Below are 25741 nucleotides of genomic sequence, written 5' to 3'. Positions count from 1 at the left end.
CCGTTGAGGGTGGCGGCGGGGAGGACGGTGGAGTAACGGGCGGCCCGCACGGTAGGTTCGGCGCTGGTGTGTCTGGGTACCGGCGGACGGGTGAAACGTCCGCGAACTAAGGAGGCAGGGCGTGCACGTGGTGATCATGGGATGCGGCCGGGTCGGCGCATCCCTGGCCGCGGCGCTGGAGCGGCTCGGGCACGAAGTCGCCGTCATCGACAAGAACCGGCAGGCGTTCCGGCGGCTCGGCAGTGACTTCCACGGTCAGCAGGTGGTCGGCGTCGGCTTCGACCGGCAGGTGCTGATCCAGGCCGGGATCGAACGCGCGGGGGCTTTCGCGGCGGTGTCCAGCGGTGACAACTCCAACATCATCTCGGCGCGGGTGGCCAGGGAGAACTTCGGCGTCGACAAGGTCGTCGCCAGGATCTACGACCACAAACGCGCGGCGGTCTACGAACGGCTCGGCATCCCGACCGTGGCGACCGTCCCGTGGACGACCGACCGGTTCCTGCGCACCCTGCTTCCCGACGGCGTCGCCTCGGAATGGCGCGATCCCTCCGGCAGCGTGGCGCTCCTGCAACTCCCGCTGCACGAGGGGTGGATCGGGCACAGCGTGCGCGACCTGCAGGACACCACCGGCGCGCGAGTCGCGTTCATCATGCGGTTCGGCACCGCGGTGCTGCCCGACACCAAGGCCGTGATCCAGGCCGACGACGTCGTCTACGTCGCCGCGAAATCGGGCACCGTCAGCGACGTGACCACCGTCGCCGCTCGCGAACCGGAAGAGGAGAACTGATGCGGGTCGCGATTGCCGGGGCCGGCGCGGTGGGCCGGTCGATCGCCGCGGAGCTGATCGACGGGCGCCACCAGGTGATGCTCATCGAGCGCGAGGCCGACCAGTTCGAGCCGCACACCGTCGAGCAGGCGGACTGGGTGCTGGGCGACGCTTGTGAGGTGTCGATCCTCGAGGAGTCCGGGATCGAGGAGTGCGACGTCGTGATCGCCGCGACCGGCGACGACAAGGCGAACCTGGTGGTGTCGTTGCTGGCGAAGACCGAGTTCGCGGTGCGCCGGGTGGTGGCGCGGGTGAACAACCCGGCCAACGAATGGCTGTTCAACGACGCCTGGGGCGTCGATGTCGCCGTGTCGACCCCGCGGATGCTCGCGGCGATGGTCGAAGAGGCGGTGAGCGTCGGCGATCTGGTGCGGCTGATGACGTTCCGGCAGAGTCAGGCGAACCTGGTCGAACTCACCCTCCCGGAGGAGACCCCGCTGGCGGGCAAAGCGGTCAGCGAGATCAACCTGCCGCGTGACGCGGCGCTGGTGACGATCCTGCGTGGGGACCGGGTGATCGTGCCGCAGCCGGAGGATCCACTGGAGCCGGGCGACGAGCTGCTGTTCGTGGCGACCTCGGACGTGGAACCGGAGATCCGGACCGCGCTGGGGTACTGAAAGGTCCTGTCACGCCTCCAGCCCGTGTTGTGAACGGGACTTTCCTTGCAAATTTCGCAAAGAAAGTCCCGTTCATACCATCCAGGGCTTGACGGAAGCGGCTAGTTCTCGACGGCGGGCGCCTGCGCGTATTTCTCGCGCAAGCGCGCTTCGGCCTCGGAGTCCGTCTCTTCGCGCGGTGCCTCTTCGGCCAGCGCCTTGAGGTGCTTCTCCGACCGCCGCACCGCCCAGACGACGGTGAGCAGGCCGAGCGCGTACAGCGGGTAGCCCATCGCGATCTTCGCGAAGGCCAGCCAGCCGGTGTAGTCCTCGTCGTAGAGCCAGCGCTGCACGACGAACCGGGCACCGAAGATCAGCGCCATCGCGCCGGTCGCGATCGAATAGGCGATCAGCGACTTCTTGTCTTTGCGCCAGGCGTGGCCGTTTCCGTTCAGCGCGTTCCACACCACGCCGGCGAGCGGCCAGCGCACGACGATGGAAAGCACGAAGACACCGAAGTAGACCAGGCTCGTCCAGATACCGAACAGGAAGAAGCCCTTGGCCGAACCGGTCCGGTAGGCGATGAACGCCGCGATCGCCACGCCGAAGAACCCGGAGATGGCGGGCTGCAGCGGCTCCTTGCGCACGACGCGCAGCACCGTGATGGCCACCGCGCTGCCGACGGCGGCCCAGATGCCCACCGTGAGACCGAAGATGGCGTTCGCGATCACGAACACGATGACCGGCAGCGAGGAGTAGAACAGCCCCGACAGCCCACCCATCTGTTCCAGGAGGGTGGGCTGAGGCTTCTTGTCGTCGTCCGGTTCCCCGGTCTTCTTCTGCTCGCCGCCGGCGGGTTCAGTCACGATACGGGATCAACTCACAGGGCTCTGAAGTTCGTAATAGGGGTTGTACAGCACCTTCTGACCATTACGTTCGGCCATCCGGCCGCGCACCTTGATGGTTCGCCCGGGTTCGATTCCGGGGATCCGGCGGCGTCCGAGCCAGATTAGCGTCACACCCTGTGTGCCGTCGAACAGCTCGGCCTGCAGTGTCGCCGCCTCGTTGGTCGGGCAGAGCTCCACGCTGCGGATCCTGCCGAGCACCGTCACCTCTTGACCCGACCGGCAGTCACACGCGCGCTGCGCACCGCCGGCCTCGGACTTTTCGGACAGGTCGTCGGCGTCGAGATCTTCGACGTCGCTGGTCAGCTTGCGAACCAACCGGCTGAAGTAGCCGCCGTCTTTGGCGGACATAACGGTGCTCCTGTGCTCCGGGGCCCCCGGCTCGAACGGCCCGTGCGTGAACCAGCGTAACTGTGTCCAAGCCAGGGAAACCGCTTTGGGAGAAGATCGCAACGTGACCTCCGCTATTCCGCCTACGACGGCAGTCGTACTCCCCGGCACCGGGTCCGACGAAGTGTTCGTGCGCAGCGTGTTCTCCGGCCCGCTGCGGGCGCTCGGCATCCGGTTGCTCGCCCCGCCGCCGCCTCCGGGAGACCGGCTCGTGAAGGGCTACCTGGACGAGCTGGACCGGCTGTCCGGCGAGCACGGTCCGCTGCTCGTCGGCGGCATCTCGTTCGGCGCGCACCTCTCCGCGGAGTGGGCAGCGCGTAGTCCGGGCCGCTGCACCGGCCTGCTGGCCGCGCTCCCGGCCTGGAACGGCCCTGCCGGGGACCGGACTCCCGCGTCACTTGCCGCACGGCTGTCAGCGGATCTGGTGGCCGAAAGCGGCGTCGACGGCGCGCTGGCGAAATCGTCCGACGACGTCCCGGAGTGGCTTTCGGCGGAGCTCGGCCGCGCGTGGCGACGGCACGGTGACGGACTGGCGGCGAGTCTGCGGACGGCGGCGTCCCATCCCGCGCCGGGACTCGAAGAGCTGAAGGGCCTCGAGGTGCCCGCGGGGATCGGCGCGTGCGTGGACGACCCGATCCATCCGGTGGAGGTCGCCCGGGCGTGGGCGGACGCCCTGCCACGCGCCGAGGTCGGCGAGTCGACGCTCACCGCCCTCGGCGCGGACCGGGAGTCACTGGGCCGGGCGACCGTGCTGGCCTGGCTCAAAGCCTCGCGGAACTAGCCCTGCTGTTCCGCGATGTGCTGCGCGACGGCGTCGGGCAGCGTGATGGTCAGCGGGGTGCGGACCGGCATCGGCGCGTCACCGCGGTCGACGATGGTGTGCCGCACGATCTCGCGCAGCACCGCGGGCGCCTGCGACGCTTCCGACTGCGGCCCGGCGATGACACCGCGGAGCATCCAGCGCGGGCCGTCGACCCCGACGAACCGCAGCGCGACGTCGCCGACGATCGCGGACAGCTCCAGCCCCCACTCCCCCATGCCGACCGAGACCTTGGCGCCGTCGGCCCGCAGCTGCTCGGTGAGCTCGGTGCTGACGTCCTTCCACAGGCCGCCGGACCGCGGCGCCGCGTAGCCGCTGACGGTGATCTGGCCCTGTTCGGTGACGACGTGCACCGCGCGGACGCCGCCGCTGTCCGGGTCCATCTCGACCTGGACCTGGGACCCGTCGGGCACCGGCACCTTCACCGAGCCGAGGTCGATCCTCGGGATGCCGTCCTCGGGCGCGTCTTCGACGTCGAAGGGGCCGTCGGAGGTTTCCGACAGCTGCGCCTCGAGCTCCTCGTCGTCGCCGACGCGGTCCTCGACCTCGGGCGCGGCGTGCCGTCCGCTGGGCTTGGCCTCGCGCTTGCGTCCGAAAATCCCCACTAGTTCTCCGTTCCTTCCCTGGCTCCGGCTCCCAGTGTGGCGTGTCCGCCCGTGGAGCCATACCCGCCCTCGCCGCGCTCGGACGACTCGAGTTCGGCGACCTCGACGAACTCGGCCTGTTCGACCCGTTGCACGACCAGCTGCGCGATCCGGTCGCCGCGGGTGAGCACGACCTTCTCGAAGAGATCATGGTTGATCAGGCAGACGCGGAGCTCACCGCGGTACCCGGAGTCGATCGTGCCGGGTGTGTTGACGACCGAGAGGCCGACACGGGCCGCGAGGCCCGAGCGAGGGTGGACGAAGCCCGCGTACCCGGGCGGAAGGGCGATCGCGACGCCCGTTCCGACCACGCCGCGTTCACCGGGCGCGAGTACGAGATCCGAGGTGGTGACGAGGTCGGCGCCGGCGTCGCCGGGGCGCGCGTAGGCGGGAAGAGGGACCGACGGATCGATCCGGGAAAGCAGTACCTGAACGGTGGACACGGGCGGCGAGACTACCCTGAACACGTGGGTGAGAGCGCGAACACCGCCGAAGGCGACGCCATCAAGCATTCAGAGCGGCTCTACGTCCCGTGGTGGGGCTGGCCGTTGCCGCTGCTGGGCGGCGGGCTGCTGGCGGCGGAGATCGACATGGGCTATCCCGGGCTCCGCGGCTGGCTGCCGTACGTGGTGCTGATCCCCGCGGTGATCGCGCTGATGATCTCCCTCGGCCGGTCCCGCGTCCGGGTGACCGGTGGCTCCGAGCCCGAACTGTGGCTCCGCGACGCGCATCTCCCGCTGAAGTTCGCGGGCGACGTCGAGGTCATCGGCAAGGAGGACAAGCGGAAGGCCCTCGGCCGTGACGCCGATCCGGCGGCCTTCGTGCTGCACCGGGGCTGGGTCGGCCCGGTCGTGCGGGTCTGGCTCACCGATCCCGAAGACCCGACGCCGTACTGGCTGTTCAGCACCCGGTACCCGGAAAAGGTGGCCGCGCTGCTCCGCCAGCCCGCCTCGAAGTCCTGAGCAAGTCCCAGGCAAAGGAAAGGGGGTCGGCCTCGTGGCCGACCCCCTTATTCCTGTTTTGAACCCCGAAACCCCTGTCGCGCCGTCCCCTGTGCCCGTAGGCTCAGGCGCAGTCGCGGCAGATGAGCCGTCCGCCACTCTCCTCCGCCAGCCTGCTGCGGTGATGCACCAGGAAGCAGACGGAGCAGGTGAACTCGTCAGCCTGCTTGGGCACGACCTTCACGGTCAGGTCCTCGCCGGAAAGTCCGGAGAGGTCCGCGCCCGGCAGTTCGAAGTTCTCGGCGGTCGCGTCTTCGTCGACGTCCACGACGCCGGACTGGTTTTCGTTGCGCCGTGCCTTGAGTTCTTCCAACGAGTCTTCGGCCAGCTCGTCGGCTTCGCTGCGGCGCGGAGCGTCGTAGTCGGTCGCCATGTGTCCCTCACCCCTGCGATGCTTCGATGTCAGATGGCCCGGACTCGCGAGCGCGCGGCTCGTGAGTCCTTCGTGCCGCTGGTTAACGTCCCAGCGCCCCTGTTTGTGCCCGACTGGGCAGTGAGCGAGGTCTCTCTTTTGCGCCTCTTACTGCCGCCTGAGCCCGCGAAGGGTAGCTCACGCCGATACCGGCTCTGCAACGAGTCAGACCTTGCTGCGATTACGTCACCCAACAGGGGGAACCTGGTTCCAAGACGCCTGTCGTCCGAATGGGTTGCCCCCACGTCGGGAACCTCACCCCATGGGCTCGGTCGCTTGCCCGGGGTGGCCGTCGCGTGGTGCTATCCGGAGGCCAGCACCGATCACCTCCGCCGTAACGCATAGGCTGATCGAACACGATGGTGGGATGAAACACCGTCCGGGGATCCGGGCTTTGGGGAAGGGACTGGCAGGTGGCGTCGGGGAACGGCATCGGGGACCGCGGGACGAGGACGTACCGCAAGCACAGGCCGCTGCCCGCGCTCATCGTGATCGGGGTGCTGGCGCTCGGCGCGGTGATCGTCTGGGTGAACATCGTGGCGAGCGGCTCGGACATCGACGCCAAGGTCCGCTGCGATCCGCCGCCCGTTCCGCAGCCGGGCATCACGTACACCCAGCTGGCGCACAACGGGCTGGACGACCGCGCGCCGGTCCCGCCGGACAAGGTCGCCTTGCAGGTGCTCAACGGCTCCAAGGTTCGCGGCCAGGGCGGCATCGCCACCAGCACGCTCAAGGAAATGGGCTTCTCCCAGGCGCTCGAGCCGGCCGCCGACCCGGCATACGAAAAGGTCGAAGCCAAGTGCCGCGGCCAGATCCGTTTCGGCGAGAACGGCGCGGCCGCGGCCCGCACGCTCAGCCTGGTCATCCCCTGCGCCGAACTGCTGCAGGACAACCGCAAGGACGCCTCGGTCACGCTCACCACCGGCACCCTGTTCGGCGAGATCCGCCCGAAGGCGGAGGCGCGCCGGGTCCTCGACCAGCTCACGCAGTGGTCGAAGGCACAGCAGGGCAGCGGCGGCGGTGAGCAGTCGGCCGGTGGCGGCGCCCCGGTGATCGACCAGGCGCTGCTGAAGGCCGCTCGCGAAACGCCCTGCTGAGTCTCCCTCGCGTGAGATGAACGGGACGGACCCACCTCAGATCGCGCCCGCGCCCGAATCGAGCAGTGCCTGACGCAACGGCGTCGCGATCGACGGCGCCACCGCGAACGTCGCGTCCGGTCCCAGCTCGGCGTCTTCGCCGGGGAGTGACACCAGGGCTCCAGCTTCGGCGGCGATGAGCGCCCCCGCGGCCCAATCCCATTGCCCGAGGCCGTGTTCGACGTAGGCGTCCAGCCAGCCCGCCGCGACCGCGCACAGGTCCAGCGAGGCGGCGCCGTTGCGCCGGACGTCACGTACCCGCGTCGCCAGCCCGGCGACGAAACGGGCCTGCTTGGTGCGGCGTTCCACCTTGTAGGCGAACCCGGTGCCGACGAGGGTCAGGTCGAGCCGGTCCGGGGTGTTGACCGAAAGCGGCCGCCCGTCGAGGAACGCGCCCTGCCCGCGCGCGGCGGTCCAGCGGCGGCCGCTGACCGGCTCGACGACGGCGCCGGCCACCGACACCCCGCCGACCCGCGCGGCCACCGACACGGCGAACCACGGCAAGCCGTAGAGGAAGTTCACCGTTCCGTCGATCGGGTCCACCACCCAGGTCACCCCGTCGCCGGCGACCCCACCGCCCTCCTCGCCGAGCACGGCGTCGTCCGGGCGCAGTTCGGCCAGCCGCGCGCGCACGAGCCGTTCCGACTCGTGGTCCACCGCGGTCACGACGTCGGTGTCGGCGGACTTGGTGTCCACCCGCACCTCGCGGCCCGCGTTCATCCCGGTCCAGGCCTCGTGGACCAGTTCGGCGGCCTCGCCCGCGACACGCTCGGCGACACTCTTCAGCAACGTCTCGTCAACTCCCACGTCCGCCATGTCACCACATCCGGTTAAAGTCTCCGAGGCAGGTTTCTGAATCGTGCGAGAAGGGACCACGTCCGTGGTGGAGGCGACCCGAGGTTTCGGTATCGACATCGGCGGCAGCGGGATCAAGGGCGCGCTGGTCGACTTGGCGGAGGGACGGCTGATCGGCGACCGGATCCGCATCGACACGCCGAAGCCGTCGACCCCCGAGGCGGTGGCGGACGTCGTCGCGGAGATCACCGGCCAGGCGGGCTGGGACGGGCCCGTCGGGGTCACCCTGCCCGCGGTGGTCAAGAAGGGCGTCGCGCGCACCGCGGCCAATATCGACCGCGAATGGATCGGCACCGACGCCGACGCGCTGTTCGCCAAGCGGCTCGGCCGCGGGGTGGACGACATCGCGATGCTCAACGACGCCGACGCCGCGGGTATGGCCGAGATCCGCTGGGGCGACCCCGTCGCGCGGCGCGGCGTGACCGCGCTGCTGACCTTCGGCACCGGCATCGGCAGCGCCGTCTTCCAGGACGGGAAACTCGTGCCCAACACGGAGTTCGGCCACATCGAGGTCGACGGCTTCGACGCGGAGAAGAAGGCCGCGGCGTCGGTGAAGGACAACGAGGAACTCTCCTATCCCGAATGGGCGGAACGGGTGAACAGGTATCTCTCCGTGCTCGAAAACCTGATCTGGCCGGACCTGTTCATCGTCGGCGGCGGGGTCAGCAAGAAGTCGCACAAATGGGTCCCGCTGCTGGACATCCGCACGCCGGTGGTCGTCGCGTCCTTGCAGAACAACGCGGGCATCGTCGGCGCGGCGGCCGCCGCCGCGGAGGGCATCGAGCACTGACGCGCCCGTGCTGACATCCGCGCCGCGGATGTCACTTCGGCGGGTCGTACGGCGTGTCGCGCCCGCCGGGTGGTGGTCCGCGCCGCGACGCTGTCACGTATCGTCGTTACAATGGAACACGGCCCACGGCGGCGGCACCCACGAGAACGAGGGAAACCGCAGGCCGAGGGATGTTCCCCGAAGTTTGAGGCAGCCGAGACCATCACGCCTCGGCTCGTCATGTTCGACCGCTGCGAAAGGGCGTAAGTGGCAGCCGCAAGAACCGCAACCCGAAGCGGGACGAAGACAGCGACCGCAGCCGGCGAGCCGGCCGACGAGGCAGCCACCGACGCGGCGAAGCCCGCGGCGCGCAAGACCGCCGCCAAGGCGGCCGGCGCGAAGAAGGCCCCGGCGAAGAAGGCTCCGGCCAAGAAACCCACCACCAAGGGTGCCAAGACCGAGGACGGCGAACCGGAAGACGGTCCGGTCGAGCTCGACGAAGCCGACCTCGAAACCCCGGATCTGTCCGACCTCGAAGAGGTCGAGGTGGACGTCGTCGACGCGACGGTCACCGAGGAGACGGAAGAGGACGCCGAGTCCGAGGAGGACGTCGAAGAGACACCCCCTCGCGCGCGCCGTACGGCGGCCGACAAGAACGCCGGAAAGACCTCCGACAACCCGGACTTCGTCTGGGACGAGGAGGAGTCCGAGGCGCTGCGCCAGGCCCGCAAGGACGCCGAGCTCACCGCTTCGGCCGACTCGGTCCGCGCGTACCTCAAGCAGATCGGCAAGGTCGCCCTGCTGAACGCCGAGGAGGAGGTGGAGCTCGCCAAGCGCATCGAGGCCGGGCTCTACGCCGCCGAACGCGTCCGCAACGCCGAGGAGGAGGGCGAGAAACTCGTCACCCAGATGCGGCGCGACCTCAAGTGGATCGTGCGTGACGGTGAGCGGGCGAAGAACCACCTCCTGGAGGCGAACCTCCGGCTCGTGGTCTCGCTGGCGAAGCGCTACACCGGCCGCGGCATGGCGTTCCTGGACCTGATCCAGGAGGGCAACCTCGGCCTGATCCGCGCCGTCGAGAAGTTCGACTACACCAAGGGCTACAAGTTCTCCACGTACGCCACCTGGTGGATCCGTCAGGCGATCACCCGCGCGATGGCCGACCAGGCCCGCACCATCCGTATCCCGGTGCACATGGTCGAGGTCATCAACAAGCTCGGCCGTATACAGCGTGAACTGTTGCAGGACCTCGGTCGTGAGCCCACTCCCGAAGAGCTCGCGAAGGAAATGGACATCTCCCCGGAGAAGGTCCTCGAGATCCAGCAGTACGCCCGCGAGCCGATCTCGCTCGACCAGACCATCGGCGACGAGGGCGACTCGCAGCTCGGTGACTTCATCGAGGACTCCGAGGCCGTCGTCGCGGTCGACGCGGTGTCGTTCACGCTGCTGCAGGACCAGCTCCAGTCGGTGCTGCAGACGCTGTCCGAACGTGAGGCGGGGGTGGTGCGGCTGCGGTTCGGCCTCACCGACGGTCAGCCGCGCACGCTCGACGAGATCGGCCAGGTGTACGGGGTGACCCGTGAGCGCATCCGGCAGATCGAGTCGAAGACGATGTCGAAGCTGCGTCACCCGTCGCGTTCGCAGGTGCTGCGCGACTACCTGGACTAGATCCCAGGCTCACGAAAGACCCCGCCACCCACGCTTCGGGTGCCGGGGTCTTTCGCGTTTCGTCCTCTAGTTGCGGTAGTGCGCGCTACCAACTACCGCAACTAGAGGACGAATGCGGCGGGGGTCAGGGGCGGCCGGTCAGGGTGGTCCAGGGGACGTGCACGGTCACGCGTTCCCGGAGTTGTTCGTTCATCAGCCAGAGCTCTCCTGTCGCCGGCCAGTACGACAGGTTCTGCGAGTTCACCGGCGCCCTGCCGCTCAGTCGCGACGTCGACGTGCCGCCGACCCCGCCGTGCAGGCACGACGGATGGTCGCCCGCCACCCCGGCGTATTCCGGGCAGGCCCCGGTGATCACGAAGTATCCGTTGCGCGCCACCGCTCCCTGCATGCCCCACACCGGCGACACGAACCCTTCCTTCGCGTGCACGGTCCCGTCGGCCGACAGCTTGGGCAGGCCGGTCGCGCGGTCGAACGGCCAGCGCAGCACCCTGCCACCGGACGCCTTGGGCACGTGTTCCGAGGTCACGATCGAACCGTCACTGTGGTCGAACGACATCGTCGCGAGACACGGGCGCAGCCCGGGAGCGCCGGTACAGGTTCCGCCGCCGGGGTACCAGAACGCGCCGATCTGCGGCATCGCGTAGTCGTAGAACGCCGCGTGGTACTTGCCGTCCGCGCCCTTCCCGACGACGCCGGAGCTGTCGTCGACCTTCCAGAAGTGCGTCGTGTCGAAGACCCGCACCACTCCCCCGGTCGTCGCGACGAACAGCCGGTTCCCGATCCACGTCATTCCGTGGCCATGTCCTTGCACGACGGCGAAGTTGTCGTTGGACGTCGGCTCGACGAGCAGCACGTGCCGGTAACCGAGGCCGGTCGCGTCCACAAAGGACAGCCGGACCATGGTGTCGCCGGGGGTGTGCCATGACGTCGCCACGACCCGCTTGCCGCCGACCTTCCCGGTCGCCGCGTCGGCGTCGCCGGAACCGGTCAGTCCTTGCGGGATCCAGTCGTTGGTCTTGTCGTCTCCCGCGTCTTCCCAGCAGAACCCCGCCGGTTTCAGTGCCGCCGCCAGATACGTGCCGTGGCACAGCGGACGGCCCTTGCGGTTGGCCGACGACAGGATCTCCGCCAGGCCGCGTGGCGGGAGCTTTTTCTCCAGCGCGGCGATCCGGGCGCCATAGGCGTCGAAGGTCGAACCCGGCGTCCAGCGGTAGCCGTCGACCGTGGCCGCGTCCATCCGTGGGAAGGCGGCCGCGGCGGAGGCGACCCCGGGGATGAGCGCGAACACCAGCAACAGTGAAGCGAAAAGTCCCAGCCTCTTCATACCCACGAGCCTCCCGGCCCCGCGCATACTTTCGATACAAACCGCGTCAGGACACGGAAAACCCGCGCTCGGCCAGGGATTTCTCGACACGCAGCCGTTCGACGCCGCGGTCGAAACCCTCCGGCAACTCGTCCAGCCGATGGTCGACCTCGACCTCCCGGCAGGCCTGGACGAGCAACGCGTCGTAGGCCTGCCGGGTGCCGTAACGGCGGACCGCCGAGGCGCCGTCCGGGAGTTCGGCGAGCAGCCGGCGCACCCGGCGGACATCGGCGGCGAGTCGCTCGACGGGCGGCCCGGCCGGGATCTCCGGCTCGCCACGCCGACGCCACCGGCGTACCAGTGCCGGCACCTTCAGCGCGCACCAGAAAAGAACCGACGGCGCCACGGCGACGACGGTGTACAGCACCACAGGCCCGGTGACCACGACTCAGGGTAATCCCGCGTGGAGCGCCGGAGAAACCGGCGAATCCGGCTATATTCGCGACTGTGCTGACCGAGAGCTACCGCTACCCGGACACCGGCGACCACGTCACCGGCATGTTCATCCGACGGCACGAGCCCTACGACGGCTACTGGACGGCCAGTGAGGACCGCGCGCTCGGGAAGGTCGCCGAACGGCTCACCGCCGTCCTCGGCCCGCGCGACAGGGTCAAGGCACTCGACGCCGGCTGTGGTGAAGGGCGCCTCCTCCCCTGGCTCGCCCGGTTCTCGGCCGACGTCACCGCCGCCGACCCCGACTCCGACAGGCTGGCCAAGGCACGCGAGACCGTCGTAAAGAACACCGAGTTCTCGTTCACCGTCTCGCCGATCACCGAACTCGACGGCGGCCCGTACGACCTCGTCCTGTGCAGTCACGTCGTCCAGCACGTGCCGACACCGGACGTCGCGCCGATCCTGCGGCGGCTGGCCGGGATCACCGCGCCCGGCGGCGCACTGGTGCTGGCCTACAGCCGGTCACCGATCGGGCAGGGCGCGTTCAGTCTCGACAGCGTCGAAGAGGGCACCGAGGTCCGCTCCCGGCGCATATCGCGCGAAGAATTCGACAAAGCGCTGCGTGACGGCGACGGCCCGGCGCTCCCGGTCCGCTACCTCGACCCGGCGGAGGTCGCCGCCGACGCCGTCGAAGCGGGCTGGCGCACCGAGTGGGAGTGGACCTACCACGTCCTCGACGATCTCGGCCCCGCCGACGAGCACATCGACCGCGACGAACTGGTCAACGCCTCCGGCCCGCTGCGCCGCCACCTCGGCCGGGATCTGGTCACCCTGCTGCGCCGCGCCCCCGCATGACCGCGGTGCTCCTCACCTTCGCCTGGGCGGTCCCCTTGACCGAGCGGGAGGCGGAGAAGGTGCTGGACGGCGGACGGGATCGCGGCCTGCTGACCCACCTCGACGGAAAACTCGGCGAGGAGTGGGCGGCGGCGGAGAACTTCCTCACCAGCTACACGACTCCCCCGCGACGCCGCGTGCTGCGCAAACGCACCGGTGGTTCCCGGCTGTCGATCCGCGCCGGCACGATCAGCCTGCCTTGCGAACTCATCGTCACCTGGCATCCGGCCTATCACGCGATGACGCTGGTCCTCGCCACCACGATCACCGGACCGGAGGCGGACCGGCCCGCGGCCGAGTTCGATCTCGCCATCGCCGTCCTGCAGAGCCTTCAGGGCCGTGAGACGGCGAACGGGGAGAACGGGCTGCACGGTGGCTACGGCGAGAAGTCCTTCCCCTCGCTCCTCAAGGCCGTCACCCACGTCTTCGAGGATCTGACCAAGGGCTGCGGGCTGTCCGAAGGGCTCAGCCGCAAGGGCTGGTGCGTCGAACTGCGGTCCCACGACGGGCATCCGCCCGCCCAGCGGGTCGCCGCCGATCCTCGCCCGTTCTACGGGATGGCGACCGGCGACGAGGGCTGGCGGTTCGTGCCCCGCGAGGTCGCCAGGGACGCGCTCGGCCCGTCTTGGGGCACGCGGTCCTTCGTCGCCGCCTACACGATGGCGGGCGGGATCGTGTGCCTCAACAGCAAGGATTCCGGCTACATCGAGCAGCAGGACGAGCTGATGCGCGGCCCGTTCGGCGCGGCCGAACCGTACTTCGGCATCGACAGCGACGTCGGCGGGCTCGACCACGGGATGTTCTTCATCCTCGAACGGGTCCTGATCCGGATGGCGCTGGCCGACCAGTGGCTGCGCAACGCCCAGCGGGAGACCCGGGCGCTGGCGGAGCGGAAGAAGTCGACGAGCCGCACGCGGCTGCTCCGGGGCTCGCTCGACGACCTCCTGGAAATGCTGCATTCGGTGCTCCCACCCGAAATCGATTCGCTGGAGCGCCGTCTGGTCACCAGCATGGGCGTGGAGCGGATCATCGCCCAGCTCGACCGGCAGGCCGAAGCGATGGACGAGGAGACCCGGTACTCCTACGAGAACACGGTGAGCGCGCGGGTCACGCGGCTCACCGTGGTGACCGTCGTGCTGACGGTCGTCACCATCGTCCTCGGGGTCCTGCAGGTGGTCGTGTCACTCTGACCGGCGGCGTTGCTTGCGGGCGCGTTCGGAGAACAGCACCGCCACGCCCGCGGCCACCATCAGCACGCTCGCCACGATGTGCGCCCCCGGCGGGAGCAGGTGGAGCTGGACGAACCAGCTCGGGTTGCTGCTCCCCAGCAGCCGGTTGATCAGCCCGCCCCCGCCCTGCACCAGCAACAGGATTCCCAGTAGTTCGATCATCGTCGGGCACTCTCCTTGATCCGGTCGTCCTTGGGGGACAGCTCCTGCCAGAGCGGTCCGGTGGCGAACCAGATGGCTGTCACGACCCCCAGCCGCGGCAACCAGCCCCACAACGGGTCGACCTGTTCGGTGTCACCGACCATGGCGATCAGCAGGAGCAGCACCCCCGCGGCGAGCCCACAGGCCAGCACGCACTTGAACCAGTCACGCCATTCGACACGCGCCTTCGCCCGGCCCGTCGGTTCGGGCTCCGGTGGCGGCCCGCCCGCGAACCGGTGGGCGAAGCGCACGTCGGCCCACTTGATCATCGAGTGCCCGAACACCACGCTGAAACCCAGGTACACCGCGGCGAGGCCGTGCACGAAGTTCGCCTTCGCGCCGTTTTGCAGGTCGACGACCGTCGCGGCCAGCACGACGAGGTCGATCACCGGGGTCAGGAGCAGGAGCACGGCGCTCGTCCGCTTCAGCTTGAACACATAGCGGGCCACCAGCCCGGCGACGATGGCGACCCAGAAGCCGATCTCCCCACCGGCGATCACGGCCGCCATGGGGTTTTCCACGATGAAGTCCAGGATCTTGTTCACGCTTCGACTTTCGCCCCTGCCGAAGGTCCACCGCATCGGCGAACGGCACGAGACCACCGTCATCAGTTCGTAGGACCCCGTCGCCTCCGCCGGTGTGCTGAGATGGAGGCGTGCCCACGTTGGTCCCGCGACTGAGTCACCTTCCGCTGTGGAAACAGGACCTCGTCATCGCGCTGGGCACCTGGGTCCTTGGCCTGCTGGTCTATCTGAGCGGGATGCAGGTGCTCCTGAACGGCCTGGACACGACGCCACTGTGGATCCGGCTGACCGAGCTGACCGTGCTCTGCTCGCTGGAGATGTTTCGCCGCGAGGTCCCGTGGGCGCTGCTCTGCGCGTTGGTCGTGGTCGGCGTGGACGTGGCGGTCAATCCCTCGCTGCCGATCCTCGTCGTCTTCACCGACTTCCTCTACGCGACGACGCTCTACGGTTCGCGTCGCACCAGCCGGGTGATGATCGGCGTCGCCGCGATCGGGACGCTCGCGGTGGTCTGCTTGGCGCTCGTCTTCTCCACGCAATGGCGGGCGGCGGTCCTGCTCGCGTTCGCGGTGCTGCCCTTCCTGGTCACGCCGGTGTGGTGGGCGGCCAACGTGCGCCAGCAGCGGGACATCGCCGACACCGAACGGGCGAACGCGGTCCAGCTGGCCAAGATCGGCGAGCTGGACCGGAAGGCCGCCGTGGCGGGGGAACGTTCGAAGATGGCGCGGGATCTGCACGACGTCATCGCCGGGCATCTGTCGGCGATCGCGATCCAGTCCGAGGCCGCGTTGACGATGTCCTCCGCCGACCCGAAACTGTCCAGGAAGGTCCTGGAATCGGTGCGGGAGAACAGTGTGAGCGCGCTGGAGGAGATGCGCGCGATGATCGGGCTGCTGCGCGCGGATCCCTCCACCGGGAACACCGAGATCGAGCCGACCGCGCCCGCCCGGCTCGCCGAACTGTCCAAACTGGTCGAATCGGCGCGGGCGAGCGGGCTGACGGTCGAGGTCGGGTCCACTGTGGACTCGTCGCGCCCCCTGCCCGCCGCGGTCGATCTGACCGCGTACCGGATCGCGCAGGAGGCGCTCACCAACGCGGTCAAACACGGCGCGGGAGGACGGGCTTCGCTCGACATCAACGCAGACGGGAGCATACTCACCGTCGAAGTACGCAATGATCTTCGACCGGGTCTCCCCGACGGTTCCGGGACCGGGCTCGGCCTGCTGAACATGCGGGAAAGGGCGTCCGCCGTGGGCGGCAAGCTCGCGGCGGGCCCGTCGGGCGCGGGCTGGCTGGTCCGCGCGGAACTGCCTCTGGAGGGGTTTTGACCGTCAAAGTGCTGGTCGCCGACGACCACGGCGCGATCCGTGCCGGGTTGATGATGATACTCGGCAACGCCGAGGGCATCGAGGTGGTCGGCGAAGCCGCCGACGGCGCGACAGCCGTCCGCCAGGCGAAGGCGCTGAAGCCGGACGTCGTGCTGATGGACGTCCGGATGCCCGGCGTCGACGGCATCGCGGCCACGCGGGAACTGACCGCGGAGGGGCTGTGCGAGGTCCTCGTGCTGACCACCTTCGATCTCGACGAGTACGTCCACGCCGCGTTGCGGGCGGGTGCGGCCGGGTTCCTGCTGAAGTCGGTGGAAGCGTCACGGCTGATCGAGGCGGTGAAACTGGTCGCGGCGGGCGAAGGGGTGCTCGCCCCGCAGGTCACGCGGAAGCTGATCGCCGCCTTCGCCGCGGGGACCCGCGAACCTTCCCTCGTCCCCGCCGGACTCGACGAGCTGACCGAACGCGAGCGCGAAGTGCTGGCGTGCCTCGGCGGCGGCCTGTCGAACGCGCAGATCGGCACGCGGCTGCACATCGGCGAGACCACGGTGAAGACGCACGTGTCACGGGTGCTGACGAAGCTGGCACTGCGGTCGCGGGTGCAGGCGGCGATCATCGCGCAGGAGAACGGCGTCGTCCTGGACGACTGACGTGACAGGAACCGATCTGCGAGGTGGACGGCGATCTTCTAGCGTGGCCCTCCATGCGGCGAATTCTGGACGTGGACGAGGTCCTGAAGCGACAGGACTCCGGTGAGCTGAAACGCCGCCTGCACGGGCGCGATCTGGTCGGCTTCGGGGTCGGCATCATCATCGGCACCGGGATCTTCACCCTCGCCGGCGTCGAGGCGAAATCCCACGCCGGTCCCTCGGTCACCCTCTCGTTCGTGCTCGGCGCCGTCGTGGCCGGGATGGCCGCCCTCTGCTACGCCGAACTCGCCTCCAGCGTGCCGACGGCCGGAAGCGCCTACACCTACGCCTTCGCCACCCTCGGCGAGACGTTCGCCTGGATCATCGGCTGGGACCTGTTGCTCGAGTTCGCCCTCGGCGCGGCCGTCGTGTCGCGCGGCTGGTCCGGCTACCTCGCGAATCTGATGGGGCTCTCCCCCGATTGGTTCGGCGAAGACGCGAAAGTGAACGTCGGCGCGGTCGCGATCATCGCCGTGCTGACCGTGATCGCCGTCATCGGCATCAAGGAGTCGGCGCGGGTGACGAATCTGCTCGTGCTGGTCAAGGTCGCGGTGTGCGTGCTGATCCTCGCGGTCGGCGTGTTCTACATCCGCGGCGAGAACCTCACTCCCTTCATCCCGCCGTCCCAGCCACCGACGGAGACGGCGGGGGCGCTGCACCAGCCGATCGTGCAAGCCGCGCTCGGGCTCGAACAGTCCGTCTACGGCATCGCCGGAATGGTGACGGCCGCCGCGGTCGTCTTCTTCGCCTACACCGGTTTCGAAGCACTCGCCAACCTCGGCGAAGAGACCTTGAACCCCAAACGCGATCTGCGGGTCGGCATCCTCGGCGCGCTCGGCGTCTGCGCCCTGCTCTACATCGGTGTCTCGCTGGTGCTGACCGGGATGGTGCCGTTCGCCGAGATCGACACGGGCGCCCCGCTCGCCGACGCCTTCGACCGGGTCGGGCAGCACTGGGTGGGCGCGCTGATCTCACTCGGCGCGGTCACCGGGCTGACGTCGGTGATGATGGTGGAACTGGTGACGATCGGCCGGATCGGGTTCGCGATGGGCCGCGACGGCCTGCTGCCGAAGAAGTTCGGCGCGGCGCATCCGCGCTGGGGCACCCCGCACCGGATGACCGTCGCCGGTGCCGTGCTGATCGCGGTGCTGGCCGCGTTCGTCCCGATCTCCGAACTCGCCGACATGGTCAGCATCGGCGCGCTGTCGGCGATGATCATCGTCGCGGTGGCCGTCCCGGTGCTGCGGAAACGCCGCCCGGACCTGGAACGCCCGTTCACCGTGCCGTTCTCGCCGTACCTGCCCATCGTGGCGGCCCTGGCGTGTTTCTACCTGATGCTCAACCTCGACGTGATGACCTGGCTGCGGTTCGCCGCGTGGCTGTCGCTTGGAATGCTGATCTACGTCTTCTACGGGCGTAAGCACTCCCGTTTCGCACAGAACGACCTCAACTGCTCCACAGACCGGCCGTCGTGATCGCGGCGACGGCGGCCTCGGCGTCGCCGTCGTCGACCACGACCACGACCAGCATCCGGTGCAGCGCCGCGACCACCCATTCCACCGGCTGGTCGTGCAACCCGTTGTCCCCCAAGGACGGGTAGCCGTCCATAATGGACACCAGGGTCCCTTCGGTGCCGATCCGCATCCCGGTCACCAGTACGGAATGCCCGGTCGCCGGACGCCGGCGGGACGACCACAGCGGCGGGACACCCGTGTCGAGGTAGTCGAGCAGCGCTCGTGCCGGGGTGTCGTGCGCGCCGAATTCGGCCGGGTCGACCTCCGCGATCAACGCCACCCGCGGCAGGTGCCACAACGCGGCCAAGAGCATGAACAACGACTGCGGCGCCCAGTTCCCGGTGGCGGGCACCGCGGCGAGCCGTCCGCCCGACAACGCCTCGATCGCCCGCGACAGACCCTCCGGCGTGGTACCCGCCGATGCCGCAGCCTCGTCCTGATCGGCGACGCCGAACCCCGCGGCGCGCAGGGCGGCCAGCGCCGTGAAAGACCCGGCGAGCCCGTCCTTCTGCGGGAGTTCGGCCCGCGCGACGGCGACGAGATGCTCGCCGCCGGGCAGCCAGCGGCGACCGGACAGGCCGGTCCGGTCGCCGTCGATTCCGGAGGACATCAGTCTTCGAAGACCCACGACTGCATGATGAAGGGCCCTTCGTTCGCCGCCCCTGCCGAAGCGTAGGTCGCCAGCGCGGCCTCGTTGTCCGTTTCGACTCCGACCCACATCCCGCGGCAGCCACGCTCACGCGCGATCCCGGCCAGTGCGTCGACCAGGTCCCGGCCGATCCCGCGCCGCTGATAGTCCGGGCTGACGTCGAGTTCGTTGAGGAACATCTCGGTGCCCTTGTCCGGATGCGTCACCTCGGTGCCGGTGATCATCCCCGCCGGGCGGCCGTCCTCGTAGGCGATCAGCAGGTGGTTCTCCTCCCCCGAGAGGAATTTTTCGGAGGCTTTCCGCTGTGCGGGGCCGTCGAACAGGTGCTCGGCGGCGACGACCTCCTCGACGGTGCTGGCCCGCCGGATGTCGGCCACGTGTCCTCCCGGTGCTGGTAGCGCCACAGGCTGGTCAGTATCCCGGTCAGAGGGGCGCCGAGCCATCGCGTTTCCCCGGTGAACGCAGCGCCACCCCGGCGACGACGGCCAGCGTGCCGAGCGCCTCGGGCGGGGCCGGGACCTGCTTGAGCCAGAGGAGCCCGATCACGCCCGCCGTGACCGGCAGCAACGCGAGCAGCAGGGCGAACCGCGCCTGCCCGGCCTTGCGGAGGACGACCTGGTCGAGCGCGTATGGCACGACGGTCGAGAGCACGGCCACCCCGATGCTCAGCAGCAGCAGCCGTGGTGAACCCCACACCGCGCCGGTGTCGAACGCCAGCGGCGACAACATCACGGTGCCGACGGCGAACCCGACGGCCAGCCCGTCGATCCCGTTCCCGCCGACCGCGACCCGCTTCCCGAGCAGGATGTACCCGGCCCAGGCGACCGCCGCCCCCAGCGCGAAGAGCACGCCGAGCAGGCTGCCTTCGAGGCGGACGTCCGCGATGGCCACGACGCCCGCCACCACCAGCAGCAACGCGAAGACGTCGCGGCGGGTGCGTGAACCGAACGCCGCGACCAGTACGGGCCCGGTGAACTCGAGAGCGACGGCCGTGCCCAGCGGCAGCCGCGCGATCGCCTCGTAGAAGAGCACGTTCATCCCGGCGGTGACGATCCCGAAGACCCCGGCGAGCAGGAACGTGCGCCCGGTCCACGCCGATCGAGGAGGCCTGCGCCACGCCAGGAGGACCACGGCGGCGCCGAGACAGCGGAGCCAGGCCACCCCCGCGGGTGAGGCGACCGAAAAGAGACCTACGGCCACAGCCGCACCGGCGTACATGGAAATTCCGCTGAGAACGAACAAGACCGGCGCCGGAACGTCGGAAAGGCGGTTCCGGACGACTGCGATACCCACCCTCGCATGGTGCCTGACGTGGGAAAAGGCGGGCCAGCGGGGAGTCGTCTCCTACGTTGCGTGATTACGCTACGGCATACGAGGTAATTACCAGTGACAAATGAGACACCCGCACGGGAACACTTGCGGGCCGCCAAACGTCTGGAAGAGTGGAAGCACGAACACGGCGGGGCCGGGAACGAACGTTGCCGGCATCAGTGCCGAAGTGGTCGTAGCTGGATCGATGGCACCGGGTCACCGGTGCCGGGACGGAGGGAGACTCCAATGACTTCACCGACGCTCACCCGCCCCGAACTGACCGCTGCCGACCGATGCGACCGGTGTGGTGCTGCAGCCCAGGTTCGAGCCATTCTCAGCACCGGTGGCGAGTTGCTCTTCTGTGGTCACCACGCCCGCGCACACGAAACGAAGCTCAAAGAACTGTCCGCGGACATTCAGCGGTAGCCACCAGTCCACGACCACCCGGCGGCCGGCTGCTCCCCATGGAGCACGCCGGTCGCCCTGTTTTTCGCCTGACACTTACATACAGACAGCATGTATGTTGTTGGTATGACAACCAGTGAACTCCTCGGCGAGGTGCACGAGGTGGACCTCGCCGGCGCCCGTATCCGCTACCGGGACCGCGGCGAAGGCCCTCCCGTGGTCTTCGTGCACGGGCTGCTGACCAACGGGCTGCTATGGCGCAAGGTGGTCCCTTCCGTCGCCGAAGCGGGCTTCCGCTGCCTGACCCCGGACTGGCCGCTGGGCTCGCACGAGATCCCGGTCCCCGGGGCCGACCTGAGCCCGCCCGGGGTCGCCGCGCTGATCGCGCGATTCCTCGACGAACTCGACCTGACCGACGTCACCGTGGTCGCGAACGACACCGGCGGCGCGCTGACCCAGCTGCTCATGACCACCTCCCCCGAGCGGGTCGGCCGGGTCGTGCTGACGCCGTCGGACTGCTTCGAGCGGTTCCTGCCGCCGATGTTCGCGGCGCTGAGCCCGCTGGCGCGGATCCCCGGCGGCACCTGGACGGCGATCCAGGCCCTGCGCTGGCGCTGGCCGCTGAAGGCGACGGACTTCCTCTGGCTGGCCAAACGTCCGGTGCCGGACCACATCCTGGACGCCTACCTGCTGCCCAGCAGGCGGAGCACGGAAATCCGCGACGACCTGCGCCGGTTCATGGCGGGGATCAGCAACCGGTACACGCTGACGGCGGCCGGGCGGCTGCCCGCGTTCGGGAAACCGGTGCTGCTGGTGTGGGCGCCCGAGGACCGGCATTTCCCGCTGTGGCTGGGCCGCAAGCTCGCCGGGATCCTGCCGAACGCCGAGCTGAAGACGATCGAGGACTCCTTCACCTTCGTGCCGGAGGACCAGCCGGAGCGGCTGAGCGGCCTGGTGGTGGAATTCCTGCGTGCCCACGCCACGACGTAGCCAGACCGAGCGATCGCGGTCGACGCGGACCGCCCTGATCACGGCGGCCCGGACACTGTTCGCCGACCAGGGTTACGCCGCCGTGCCCGCCGACGAGATCGTCCGGGCGGCAGGCGTCACCCGCGGCGCGCTGTATCACCACTTCGGGGACAAACAGGGATTGTTCCGCGCCGTGGTCGAGCAGATCGAAACGGAGATCACCGACGAGCTCAAGGCCGTCCTCCGGGCCGAGGAAGACCCCTGGACGGCCGCGTTCGCCGCGCTGGCCCGCTTCCTGGACGTCTGTGTGCGGCCCGAGGTGGTGCGGATCTCGTTCACCGACGCGGTCGGCGTCCTCGGCTGGCAGGAGTGGCGCGAACTCGAGTACCGCTACGGGCTCGGGATGATCACCGAGATCCTGGAGGCCACCGCCGCGGACGGGCGGCTGGTCGAGGCGCCGGTCCCGGAACTGGCGCAACTGGTGCTGAGCGCCTGCACCGAAGCCGCGCTGATGATCGCGCACGCGGAAGACCCCGAGGCGGCCAAGGCGAAGGCGATGCAGGCCCTGGCGGCGCTCCTGTCCGGTCTCGTTCGCGCTTAGGTACCTACGGGATCGCGGTCCGTGAAGGACTCCTTGAGGGACCCAGAGTCCCTCAAGGAGTCCTTCACGGACTCAGAACACTCGGCAGGTCGCCCCAGTGGCCCCACAGTCACCACGGGTGGGCCCGCCCCGGCGTACCTGAAGAACCGTCCCTGCCACTCACGAGTCCTAGACCGTATCCAAGATCATCTCGAACGCCGCTTCGGCCGCGCCCAGCAGCTTCACGTCGGCACCCAGCGCGGAGCTCACGATCTGCGTCCCGCCGACCGCCCGGCTCACCAGGCTCCGCCGCCGGACCTCGGCCGCCACCGACCGCACGACCGAATCGGGCAGCACGGTGAGCAGATCGCCCAGCACGACCAGCTGCGGGCCGAGCAGGTTGACCACGTTCACCAGGCCCAGCGTCAGCCATTCCGCGAACTCCGAGAGCCGTTCCTCGGCCGCGTGCGGATCGCGGCCCAGTTCGCGTAGTTCGAACAGGATCGCCCCACGCGGGGTGTCCTCGGGCAGGTCGAGCGCGCGGCACAGGGCCGCCTCGCCGACCTCGGTCTCCCAGCAGCCGCTGGACCCGCAGTAGCAGGGACGGCCGCCGGGCCGGATCGCCATGTGCCCGATCTCGCCGACGTAGCCGGCGCCGCCGCGCAGCGACGAGCCGTCCGCGATGATCCCTCCCCCGACACCGACGTCGGCGGAGACGTATACGGCGTCGGACGAGCCCCGCGCGGCGCCGCGCAGGTGTTCGGCGATGGCGCCGAGTTCGGCGTCGTTGCCGACGAGGATGGGGATGCGCAGCACACCGCCGAGCCGTTCCCCGAGCGCCACGTCGGTCCAGCGCAGGTTGGGCGCTTCGTGGACGTGCCCGTCCATCCGGCGGACGACGCCGGGCACGGACACCCCCGCGGCGATCGGCTGCACGCCGAGGTCGCCCGCCAGCATGGTGGTCGACTCGATCACGTGCGTGATCACCTCGTCGGCCTCCCGCGTCCGGCCGTGGAGGTTCCAGCTGTTGCGCCCGAGGATCTGGCCGCCGAACCCGACCAGCGCGATCGCGACGTGTTCGACCTGGAGGTCGACCGCGAGCACCACCGCCGCGTGCGGCTGCGGCAGGACCAGGAGCGAGGGGCGGCCCGCCCCTCGTCCCGGCCTGGGGACCCTCTCCTCGACGACGCCCGCTTCCGCGAGCCCGTCGACGAGGGTCTTGATGGTGCTGCGGTTGAGCCCCAGCTCGGTGGCCAAGGTCGCCCTGGTGCTCGGGCCGCTGACGTGCAGCAACCGGAGCAAGGTCGTGCGGTTGTGCCTGCGCACCTCGTCTGGTCGTGCAACGGGTGTGCTGGTCACGGGCTTCATCATTCCATGCGGACTCAGCGCGGCGACGCAGCCGCGCGGCGCCGGGACAGCGCGTCCACCGTCGCCGCGAGCAGCAGCACGAGACCGGTGACGATGTTGACCACCGCCGCCGACTGCTTGAGCAGGCCGAGCGCGTTTTCGACGACCGCGAGCACGAGACCACCGATGACCGCGTCGACGACCCGGCCCTTGCCGCCGAACAGCGACGTGCCACCGATGACCGCGGCACCGACCGCGAACAGCAGCGTGTTGAGGCCACCGGCCTGCGGGTCGACCGAACCGACTTTCGACGAGTAGACGATCGCGCCGATCGCCGCCACCGCCGAGCAGATGACGAACACCGACGCCCGGATCTTCTCGACGTTGATACCGGCACGGCGGGCCGCTTCACGGTTGCCGCCGACGGCGTAGATGTGGCGCCCGTACTGCGTGCGGTTGAGCACGTAGGTACCGAGCACCAGCAGCGCGAGCACGATCGGCACGACGTACGGGACACCGGAGATCACGATGTTCGGGTTGGGCGCGCGGTTGATCGTGAGCAGGTAGGTCGCGATGGCCGCGACGACCGCGATCGCGCCGACCTTGAACAGCACCATCGGCGTCGGCTGGGTGACCAGGCCCCGTTTGAGCCGGGAGAAGTGCTGTCCCAAGGACACCGCGGCGAACCCACCGGCGGCGACCACGAACAGGATCCAACTGCCCACTGTGGACAGATTGCCGTTGGCGACCTTGAACAGCACGTCCGAGGTGCTGATGCCGAGCGTGCCGCCTTCACCGATGAACTGGAGGATGACACCTTGCCAGGCAAGGAAAAGCGCCAGCGTCACGACGAACGAGGGCATCCCGATCTTCGAGACCAGGAACCCGGTGAGGACACCGATCGCGCCGCCGACACTGATCGCGAGCACGATCTCGATCCACGGGTTGGCGGCCGCTCCGGACAGCACCAGCGCGATGGCGAGCACGGCGAAACCGACACCGGCCCAGATCCGCAGAATCACCCCGAGCAGACCGGCGATCGCGAGCACGACGAGGAACGTGATGAACACGCCGTTCCCCATACCGCCCAACAGGTTTCCGTTACGCACGTAGTGCATCGCCAGCACGGCGGCGGTGACGCCGGACGCGGTACCCGCGGACAGGTCGATCTCGCCGAGCAGCAGCACGAACACGATGCCCATCGCGATGATCGCCTTGCCGGCGCCTTGGGCCATCAGGTTCGCGATGTTGTTCATCGTCAGGAAGGTGTCCGACAGCAAGGCGAACACGATCACCAGCACGAGCAGGCCGAGCAGCGCCGGGAGCGAACCCAGCTGCCCCGCCTTGAGCCGGGAGAAGTAGTCGCCGAGCGCCTCGCCCGTTGACATCGATGTCGTGTCGATGCCGAAGTCCGTGATGGCCGCCGACGGGTTGAGCGCGGCGGCCACCGGCTTGCCCCCCTCCGGCGAGGCGGGCTTTGCAGTCTCAGTCATTTCCGGTTCTTTCTCGCCATTGTGTCTTTGGAGGGCCCGCTATCGCTCGGCCGCTCAGAGGATGGCGGCTTCGGGGCGGGCAAGGCCGAGATCGCCGGAACGGCCGGCGGTGATCAGTTCCACGACCTGGCCGTGGGTCACGTCCTTGGTGTGCACCTCGGCGACGAGACGGCCAAGGTAGAGCACCGCGATGCGGTCGGCGACCTCGAAGACGTCGGCCATGTTGTGGCTGATCAGCACCACTCCGAGGCCCTGTTCCGCGAGGCGGCGGACGAGGTCGAGCACCTGGCGGGTCTGCGCGACACCGAGCGCGGCGGTCGGCTCGTCGAGCAGCACCACCTTCGAGTCCCACAGCACGGACTTGGCGATCGCGACGGTCTGCCGCTGCCCACCCGAGAGGGCCGAAACCGGCGTGCGGACGGACTTCACGGTGCGGACCGAGAGCGACGCGAGTGTCTCGCGGGCCGCCTTCTCCATGCTGGCCTCGTCGAGCAGCCATCTACTGCCGCGTTCCCGGCCGAGGAACATGTTCTGCACGATGTCGAGGTTCTCCGCCAGCGCGAGGTCCTGGTAGACGACCTCGATGCCCAGATCCGCGGCGTCGCGCGGGCCCTGGATGTGCACCGGCTCGCCCTGGAACTTCACCGTGCCCGAGTCGTAGCCGTGGATCCCGGCGATCGACTTGACCAGCGTGGACTTGCCGGCACCGTTGTCGCCGACCAGCGCGGTGACCTCACCGGCGCGCACGTTGAAGTCCACGTCGTGGAGGACGTGGACCGGTCCGAAGCTCTTGTTCAGCTGCTTCAGTTCGAGGATGGGTTCACTCATGGGGG

Annotated in this window: 31 protein-coding genes; 15 read left to right on the top strand and 16 right to left on the bottom strand. The window is 69.2% G+C overall.

What is annotated here, in order from left to right:
* Positions 1-121 precede the first annotated feature (121 nt).
* Positions 122-787 carry a potassium channel family protein gene (locus ACM6LU_RS11065; protein ID WP_414937535.1) on the top strand — a complete coding sequence of 222 codons (666 nt, stop codon included), beginning with the start codon at positions 122-124 and terminating at the stop codon, positions 785-787.
* Entirely contained in the window at positions 787-1443 is a 657-nt protein-coding gene (locus tag ACM6LU_RS11060; RefSeq protein WP_016332961.1) for a potassium channel family protein, read from the top strand. The genes ACM6LU_RS11065 and ACM6LU_RS11060 overlap by 1 nt, the downstream gene beginning before the upstream one ends.
* Before the next feature lie 101 nt (positions 1444-1544).
* Here ACM6LU_RS11060 and ACM6LU_RS11055 read toward each other — a convergent pair whose 3' ends face one another.
* Positions 1545-2288: a DUF3159 domain-containing protein gene (locus ACM6LU_RS11055; RefSeq protein WP_414937534.1), complete on the bottom strand. Its 744-nt coding sequence runs from the start codon at positions 2286-2288 to the stop codon at positions 1545-1547.
* Positions 2289-2297: 9 nt separating this feature from the next.
* Positions 2298-2678 (bottom strand): OB-fold nucleic acid binding domain-containing protein, encoded by a 381-nt coding sequence (locus ACM6LU_RS11050; RefSeq protein WP_414937533.1) that lies wholly within the window; start codon positions 2676-2678, stop codon positions 2298-2300.
* Positions 2679-2781: 103 nt separating this feature from the next.
* Here ACM6LU_RS11050 and ACM6LU_RS11045 point away from each other — a divergent pair, with 103 nt between their 5' ends.
* The gene (locus tag ACM6LU_RS11045) at positions 2782-3498 is read left to right on the top strand and encodes an alpha/beta fold hydrolase (RefSeq protein ID WP_414937532.1); all 717 of its coding nucleotides are present in this window, start codon (positions 2782-2784) and stop codon (positions 3496-3498) included.
* Here the strand turns inward: ACM6LU_RS11045 and ACM6LU_RS11040 are convergent.
* Positions 3495-4142 carry a DUF3710 domain-containing protein gene (locus ACM6LU_RS11040; RefSeq protein ID WP_414937531.1) on the bottom strand — a complete coding sequence of 216 codons (648 nt, stop codon included), beginning with the start codon at positions 4140-4142 and terminating at the stop codon, positions 3495-3497. The genes ACM6LU_RS11045 and ACM6LU_RS11040 overlap by 4 nt on opposite strands.
* Positions 4142-4624, bottom strand: a complete 483-nt coding sequence (gene dut, locus ACM6LU_RS11035; RefSeq protein ID WP_414937530.1) for a dUTP diphosphatase — start codon at positions 4622-4624, stop codon at positions 4142-4144. The genes ACM6LU_RS11040 and dut overlap by 1 nt, the downstream gene beginning before the upstream one ends.
* Before the next feature lie 24 nt (positions 4625-4648).
* Here dut and ACM6LU_RS11030 point away from each other — a divergent pair, with 24 nt between their 5' ends.
* The gene (locus ACM6LU_RS11030) at positions 4649-5143 is read left to right on the top strand and encodes a DUF3093 domain-containing protein (RefSeq protein WP_414937529.1); all 495 of its coding nucleotides are present in this window, start codon (positions 4649-4651) and stop codon (positions 5141-5143) included.
* Between the two features lie 103 nt (positions 5144-5246).
* Here the strand turns inward: ACM6LU_RS11030 and ACM6LU_RS11025 are convergent, their stop codons facing one another.
* Positions 5247-5555, bottom strand: a complete 309-nt coding sequence (locus ACM6LU_RS11025) for a DUF4193 domain-containing protein (protein WP_005164528.1) — start codon at positions 5553-5555, stop codon at positions 5247-5249.
* Positions 5556-6007: 452 nt separating this feature from the next.
* Here ACM6LU_RS11025 and cei point away from each other — a divergent pair, with 452 nt between their 5' ends.
* On the top strand, positions 6008-6691 hold the full coding sequence (gene cei, locus ACM6LU_RS11020; RefSeq protein WP_414937528.1) for an envelope integrity protein Cei: 684 nt from the start codon (positions 6008-6010) through the stop codon (positions 6689-6691).
* Between the two features lie 36 nt (positions 6692-6727).
* Here cei and ACM6LU_RS11015 read toward each other — a convergent pair whose 3' ends face one another.
* Positions 6728-7546, bottom strand: coding sequence for an inositol monophosphatase family protein (locus tag ACM6LU_RS11015; protein WP_414937527.1), 819 nt, complete (start codon positions 7544-7546; stop codon positions 6728-6730).
* 67 nt (positions 7547-7613) lie between these two features.
* Here ACM6LU_RS11015 and ppgK point away from each other — a divergent pair, with 67 nt between their 5' ends.
* Both ppgK and ACM6LU_RS11005 read left to right on the top strand, forming a co-directional pair.
* Positions 7614-8375 (top strand): polyphosphate--glucose phosphotransferase, encoded by a 762-nt coding sequence (ppgK, locus tag ACM6LU_RS11010; protein WP_414937949.1) that lies wholly within the window; start codon positions 7614-7616, stop codon positions 8373-8375.
* 246 nt (positions 8376-8621) lie between these two features.
* The gene (locus ACM6LU_RS11005) at positions 8622-10022 is read left to right on the top strand and encodes an RNA polymerase sigma factor (protein ID WP_414937526.1); all 1401 of its coding nucleotides are present in this window, start codon (positions 8622-8624) and stop codon (positions 10020-10022) included.
* A gap of 124 nt (positions 10023-10146) precedes the next feature.
* Here ACM6LU_RS11005 and ACM6LU_RS11000 read toward each other — a convergent pair whose 3' ends face one another.
* Together ACM6LU_RS11000 and ACM6LU_RS10995 are read right to left on the bottom strand one after the other, a co-directional pair.
* Positions 10147-11346, bottom strand: coding sequence for a hypothetical protein (locus ACM6LU_RS11000; RefSeq protein WP_414937525.1), 1200 nt, complete (start codon positions 11344-11346; stop codon positions 10147-10149).
* 46 nt (positions 11347-11392) lie between these two features.
* Complete coding sequence (locus ACM6LU_RS10995) at positions 11393-11770, bottom strand: hypothetical protein (RefSeq protein WP_414937524.1); 378 nt, start codon at positions 11768-11770, stop codon at positions 11393-11395.
* A gap of 62 nt (positions 11771-11832) precedes the next feature.
* Here ACM6LU_RS10995 and ACM6LU_RS10990 point away from each other — a divergent pair, with 62 nt between their 5' ends.
* Together ACM6LU_RS10990 and ACM6LU_RS10985 are read left to right on the top strand one after the other, a co-directional pair.
* Positions 11833-12633 (top strand): class I SAM-dependent methyltransferase, encoded by an 801-nt coding sequence (locus tag ACM6LU_RS10990; RefSeq protein ID WP_414937523.1) that lies wholly within the window; start codon positions 11833-11835, stop codon positions 12631-12633.
* A complete protein-coding gene (locus tag ACM6LU_RS10985; RefSeq protein ID WP_414937522.1) occupies positions 12630-13862 on the top strand; it encodes a hypothetical protein in 1233 nt (410 codons plus the stop codon). The genes ACM6LU_RS10990 and ACM6LU_RS10985 overlap by 4 nt, the downstream gene beginning before the upstream one ends.
* Here ACM6LU_RS10985 and ACM6LU_RS10980 read toward each other — a convergent pair.
* Both ACM6LU_RS10980 and ACM6LU_RS10975 read right to left on the bottom strand, forming a co-directional pair.
* On the bottom strand, positions 13854-14063 hold the full coding sequence (locus tag ACM6LU_RS10980; RefSeq protein WP_414937521.1) for a hypothetical protein: 210 nt from the start codon (positions 14061-14063) through the stop codon (positions 13854-13856). The two genes, ACM6LU_RS10985 and ACM6LU_RS10980, sit on opposite strands and share 9 nt — an antisense overlap.
* Complete coding sequence (locus ACM6LU_RS10975; protein WP_414937520.1) at positions 14060-14647, bottom strand: hypothetical protein; 588 nt, start codon at positions 14645-14647, stop codon at positions 14060-14062. The genes ACM6LU_RS10980 and ACM6LU_RS10975 overlap by 4 nt, the downstream gene beginning before the upstream one ends.
* Positions 14648-14757: 110 nt before the next feature.
* Between ACM6LU_RS10975 and ACM6LU_RS10970 the strand changes: the two genes are divergently transcribed.
* The 3 genes from ACM6LU_RS10970 to ACM6LU_RS10960 all read left to right on the top strand — a co-directional run bounded on the left by ACM6LU_RS10970 (position 14758) and on the right by ACM6LU_RS10960 (position 18115).
* The gene (locus ACM6LU_RS10970) at positions 14758-15951 is read left to right on the top strand and encodes a sensor histidine kinase (RefSeq protein WP_414937519.1); all 1194 of its coding nucleotides are present in this window, start codon (positions 14758-14760) and stop codon (positions 15949-15951) included.
* Positions 15948-16601 carry a response regulator gene (locus ACM6LU_RS10965; RefSeq protein ID WP_414937518.1) on the top strand — a complete coding sequence of 218 codons (654 nt, stop codon included), beginning with the start codon at positions 15948-15950 and terminating at the stop codon, positions 16599-16601. The genes ACM6LU_RS10970 and ACM6LU_RS10965 overlap by 4 nt, the downstream gene beginning before the upstream one ends.
* Before the next feature lie 71 nt (positions 16602-16672).
* Entirely contained in the window at positions 16673-18115 is a 1443-nt protein-coding gene (locus ACM6LU_RS10960; RefSeq protein WP_414937948.1) for an APC family permease, read from the top strand.
* Here the strand turns inward: ACM6LU_RS10960 and ACM6LU_RS10955 are convergent.
* The 3 genes from ACM6LU_RS10955 to ACM6LU_RS10945 are packed head-to-tail and all read right to left on the bottom strand — an operon-like array spanning position 18087 to position 20021.
* Positions 18087-18764 (bottom strand): DUF6885 family protein, encoded by a 678-nt coding sequence (locus ACM6LU_RS10955; protein ID WP_414937947.1) that lies wholly within the window; start codon positions 18762-18764, stop codon positions 18087-18089. The genes ACM6LU_RS10960 and ACM6LU_RS10955 overlap by 29 nt on opposite strands.
* Entirely contained in the window at positions 18764-19180 is a 417-nt protein-coding gene (locus ACM6LU_RS10950) for a GNAT family N-acetyltransferase (protein WP_414937517.1), read from the bottom strand. Before ACM6LU_RS10950 ends, ACM6LU_RS10955 begins: the two co-directional genes overlap by 1 nt.
* A 46-nt stretch (positions 19181-19226) precedes the next feature.
* Positions 19227-20021, bottom strand: a complete 795-nt coding sequence (locus tag ACM6LU_RS10945) for an EamA family transporter (protein ID WP_414937946.1) — start codon at positions 20019-20021, stop codon at positions 19227-19229.
* Positions 20022-20360: 339 nt separating this feature from the next.
* Between ACM6LU_RS10945 and ACM6LU_RS10940 the strand changes: the two genes are divergently transcribed.
* The 3 genes from ACM6LU_RS10940 (at position 20361) to ACM6LU_RS10930 (ending at position 22089) form a co-directional block, all read left to right on the top strand.
* The gene (locus ACM6LU_RS10940) at positions 20361-20540 is read left to right on the top strand and encodes a hypothetical protein (RefSeq protein WP_410654702.1); all 180 of its coding nucleotides are present in this window, start codon (positions 20361-20363) and stop codon (positions 20538-20540) included.
* 105 nt (positions 20541-20645) lie between these two features.
* The gene (locus tag ACM6LU_RS10935; protein WP_414937516.1) at positions 20646-21509 is read left to right on the top strand and encodes an alpha/beta fold hydrolase; all 864 of its coding nucleotides are present in this window, start codon (positions 20646-20648) and stop codon (positions 21507-21509) included.
* Entirely contained in the window at positions 21490-22089 is a 600-nt protein-coding gene (locus ACM6LU_RS10930) for a TetR/AcrR family transcriptional regulator (RefSeq protein ID WP_414937515.1), read from the top strand. Before ACM6LU_RS10935 ends, ACM6LU_RS10930 begins: the two co-directional genes overlap by 20 nt.
* A 168-nt stretch (positions 22090-22257) precedes the next feature.
* Here ACM6LU_RS10930 and ACM6LU_RS10925 read toward each other — a convergent pair whose 3' ends face one another.
* The 3 genes from ACM6LU_RS10925 to ACM6LU_RS10915 are packed head-to-tail and all read right to left on the bottom strand — an operon-like array spanning position 22258 to position 25736.
* On the bottom strand, positions 22258-23439 hold the full coding sequence (locus ACM6LU_RS10925) for an ROK family protein (protein WP_414937514.1): 1182 nt from the start codon (positions 23437-23439) through the stop codon (positions 22258-22260).
* An 11-nt stretch (positions 23440-23450) separates the two neighbouring features.
* Positions 23451-24908: a sugar ABC transporter permease gene (locus tag ACM6LU_RS10920; RefSeq protein ID WP_414937513.1), complete on the bottom strand. Its 1458-nt coding sequence runs from the start codon at positions 24906-24908 to the stop codon at positions 23451-23453.
* Positions 24909-24962: 54 nt separating this feature from the next.
* Complete coding sequence (locus tag ACM6LU_RS10915) at positions 24963-25736, bottom strand: ATP-binding cassette domain-containing protein (protein WP_414937512.1); 774 nt, start codon at positions 25734-25736, stop codon at positions 24963-24965.
* Between the last annotated feature and the right edge of the window lie 5 nt (positions 25737-25741).

The sequence above is a fragment of the Amycolatopsis sp. cmx-11-51 genome, from assembly GCF_047608665.1.
GTDB lineage: Bacteria > Actinomycetota > Actinomycetes > Mycobacteriales > Pseudonocardiaceae > Amycolatopsis.
Note: the sequence above shows the minus strand (reverse complement) of the source record. Positions and strands in the feature narration are given on the sequence as shown.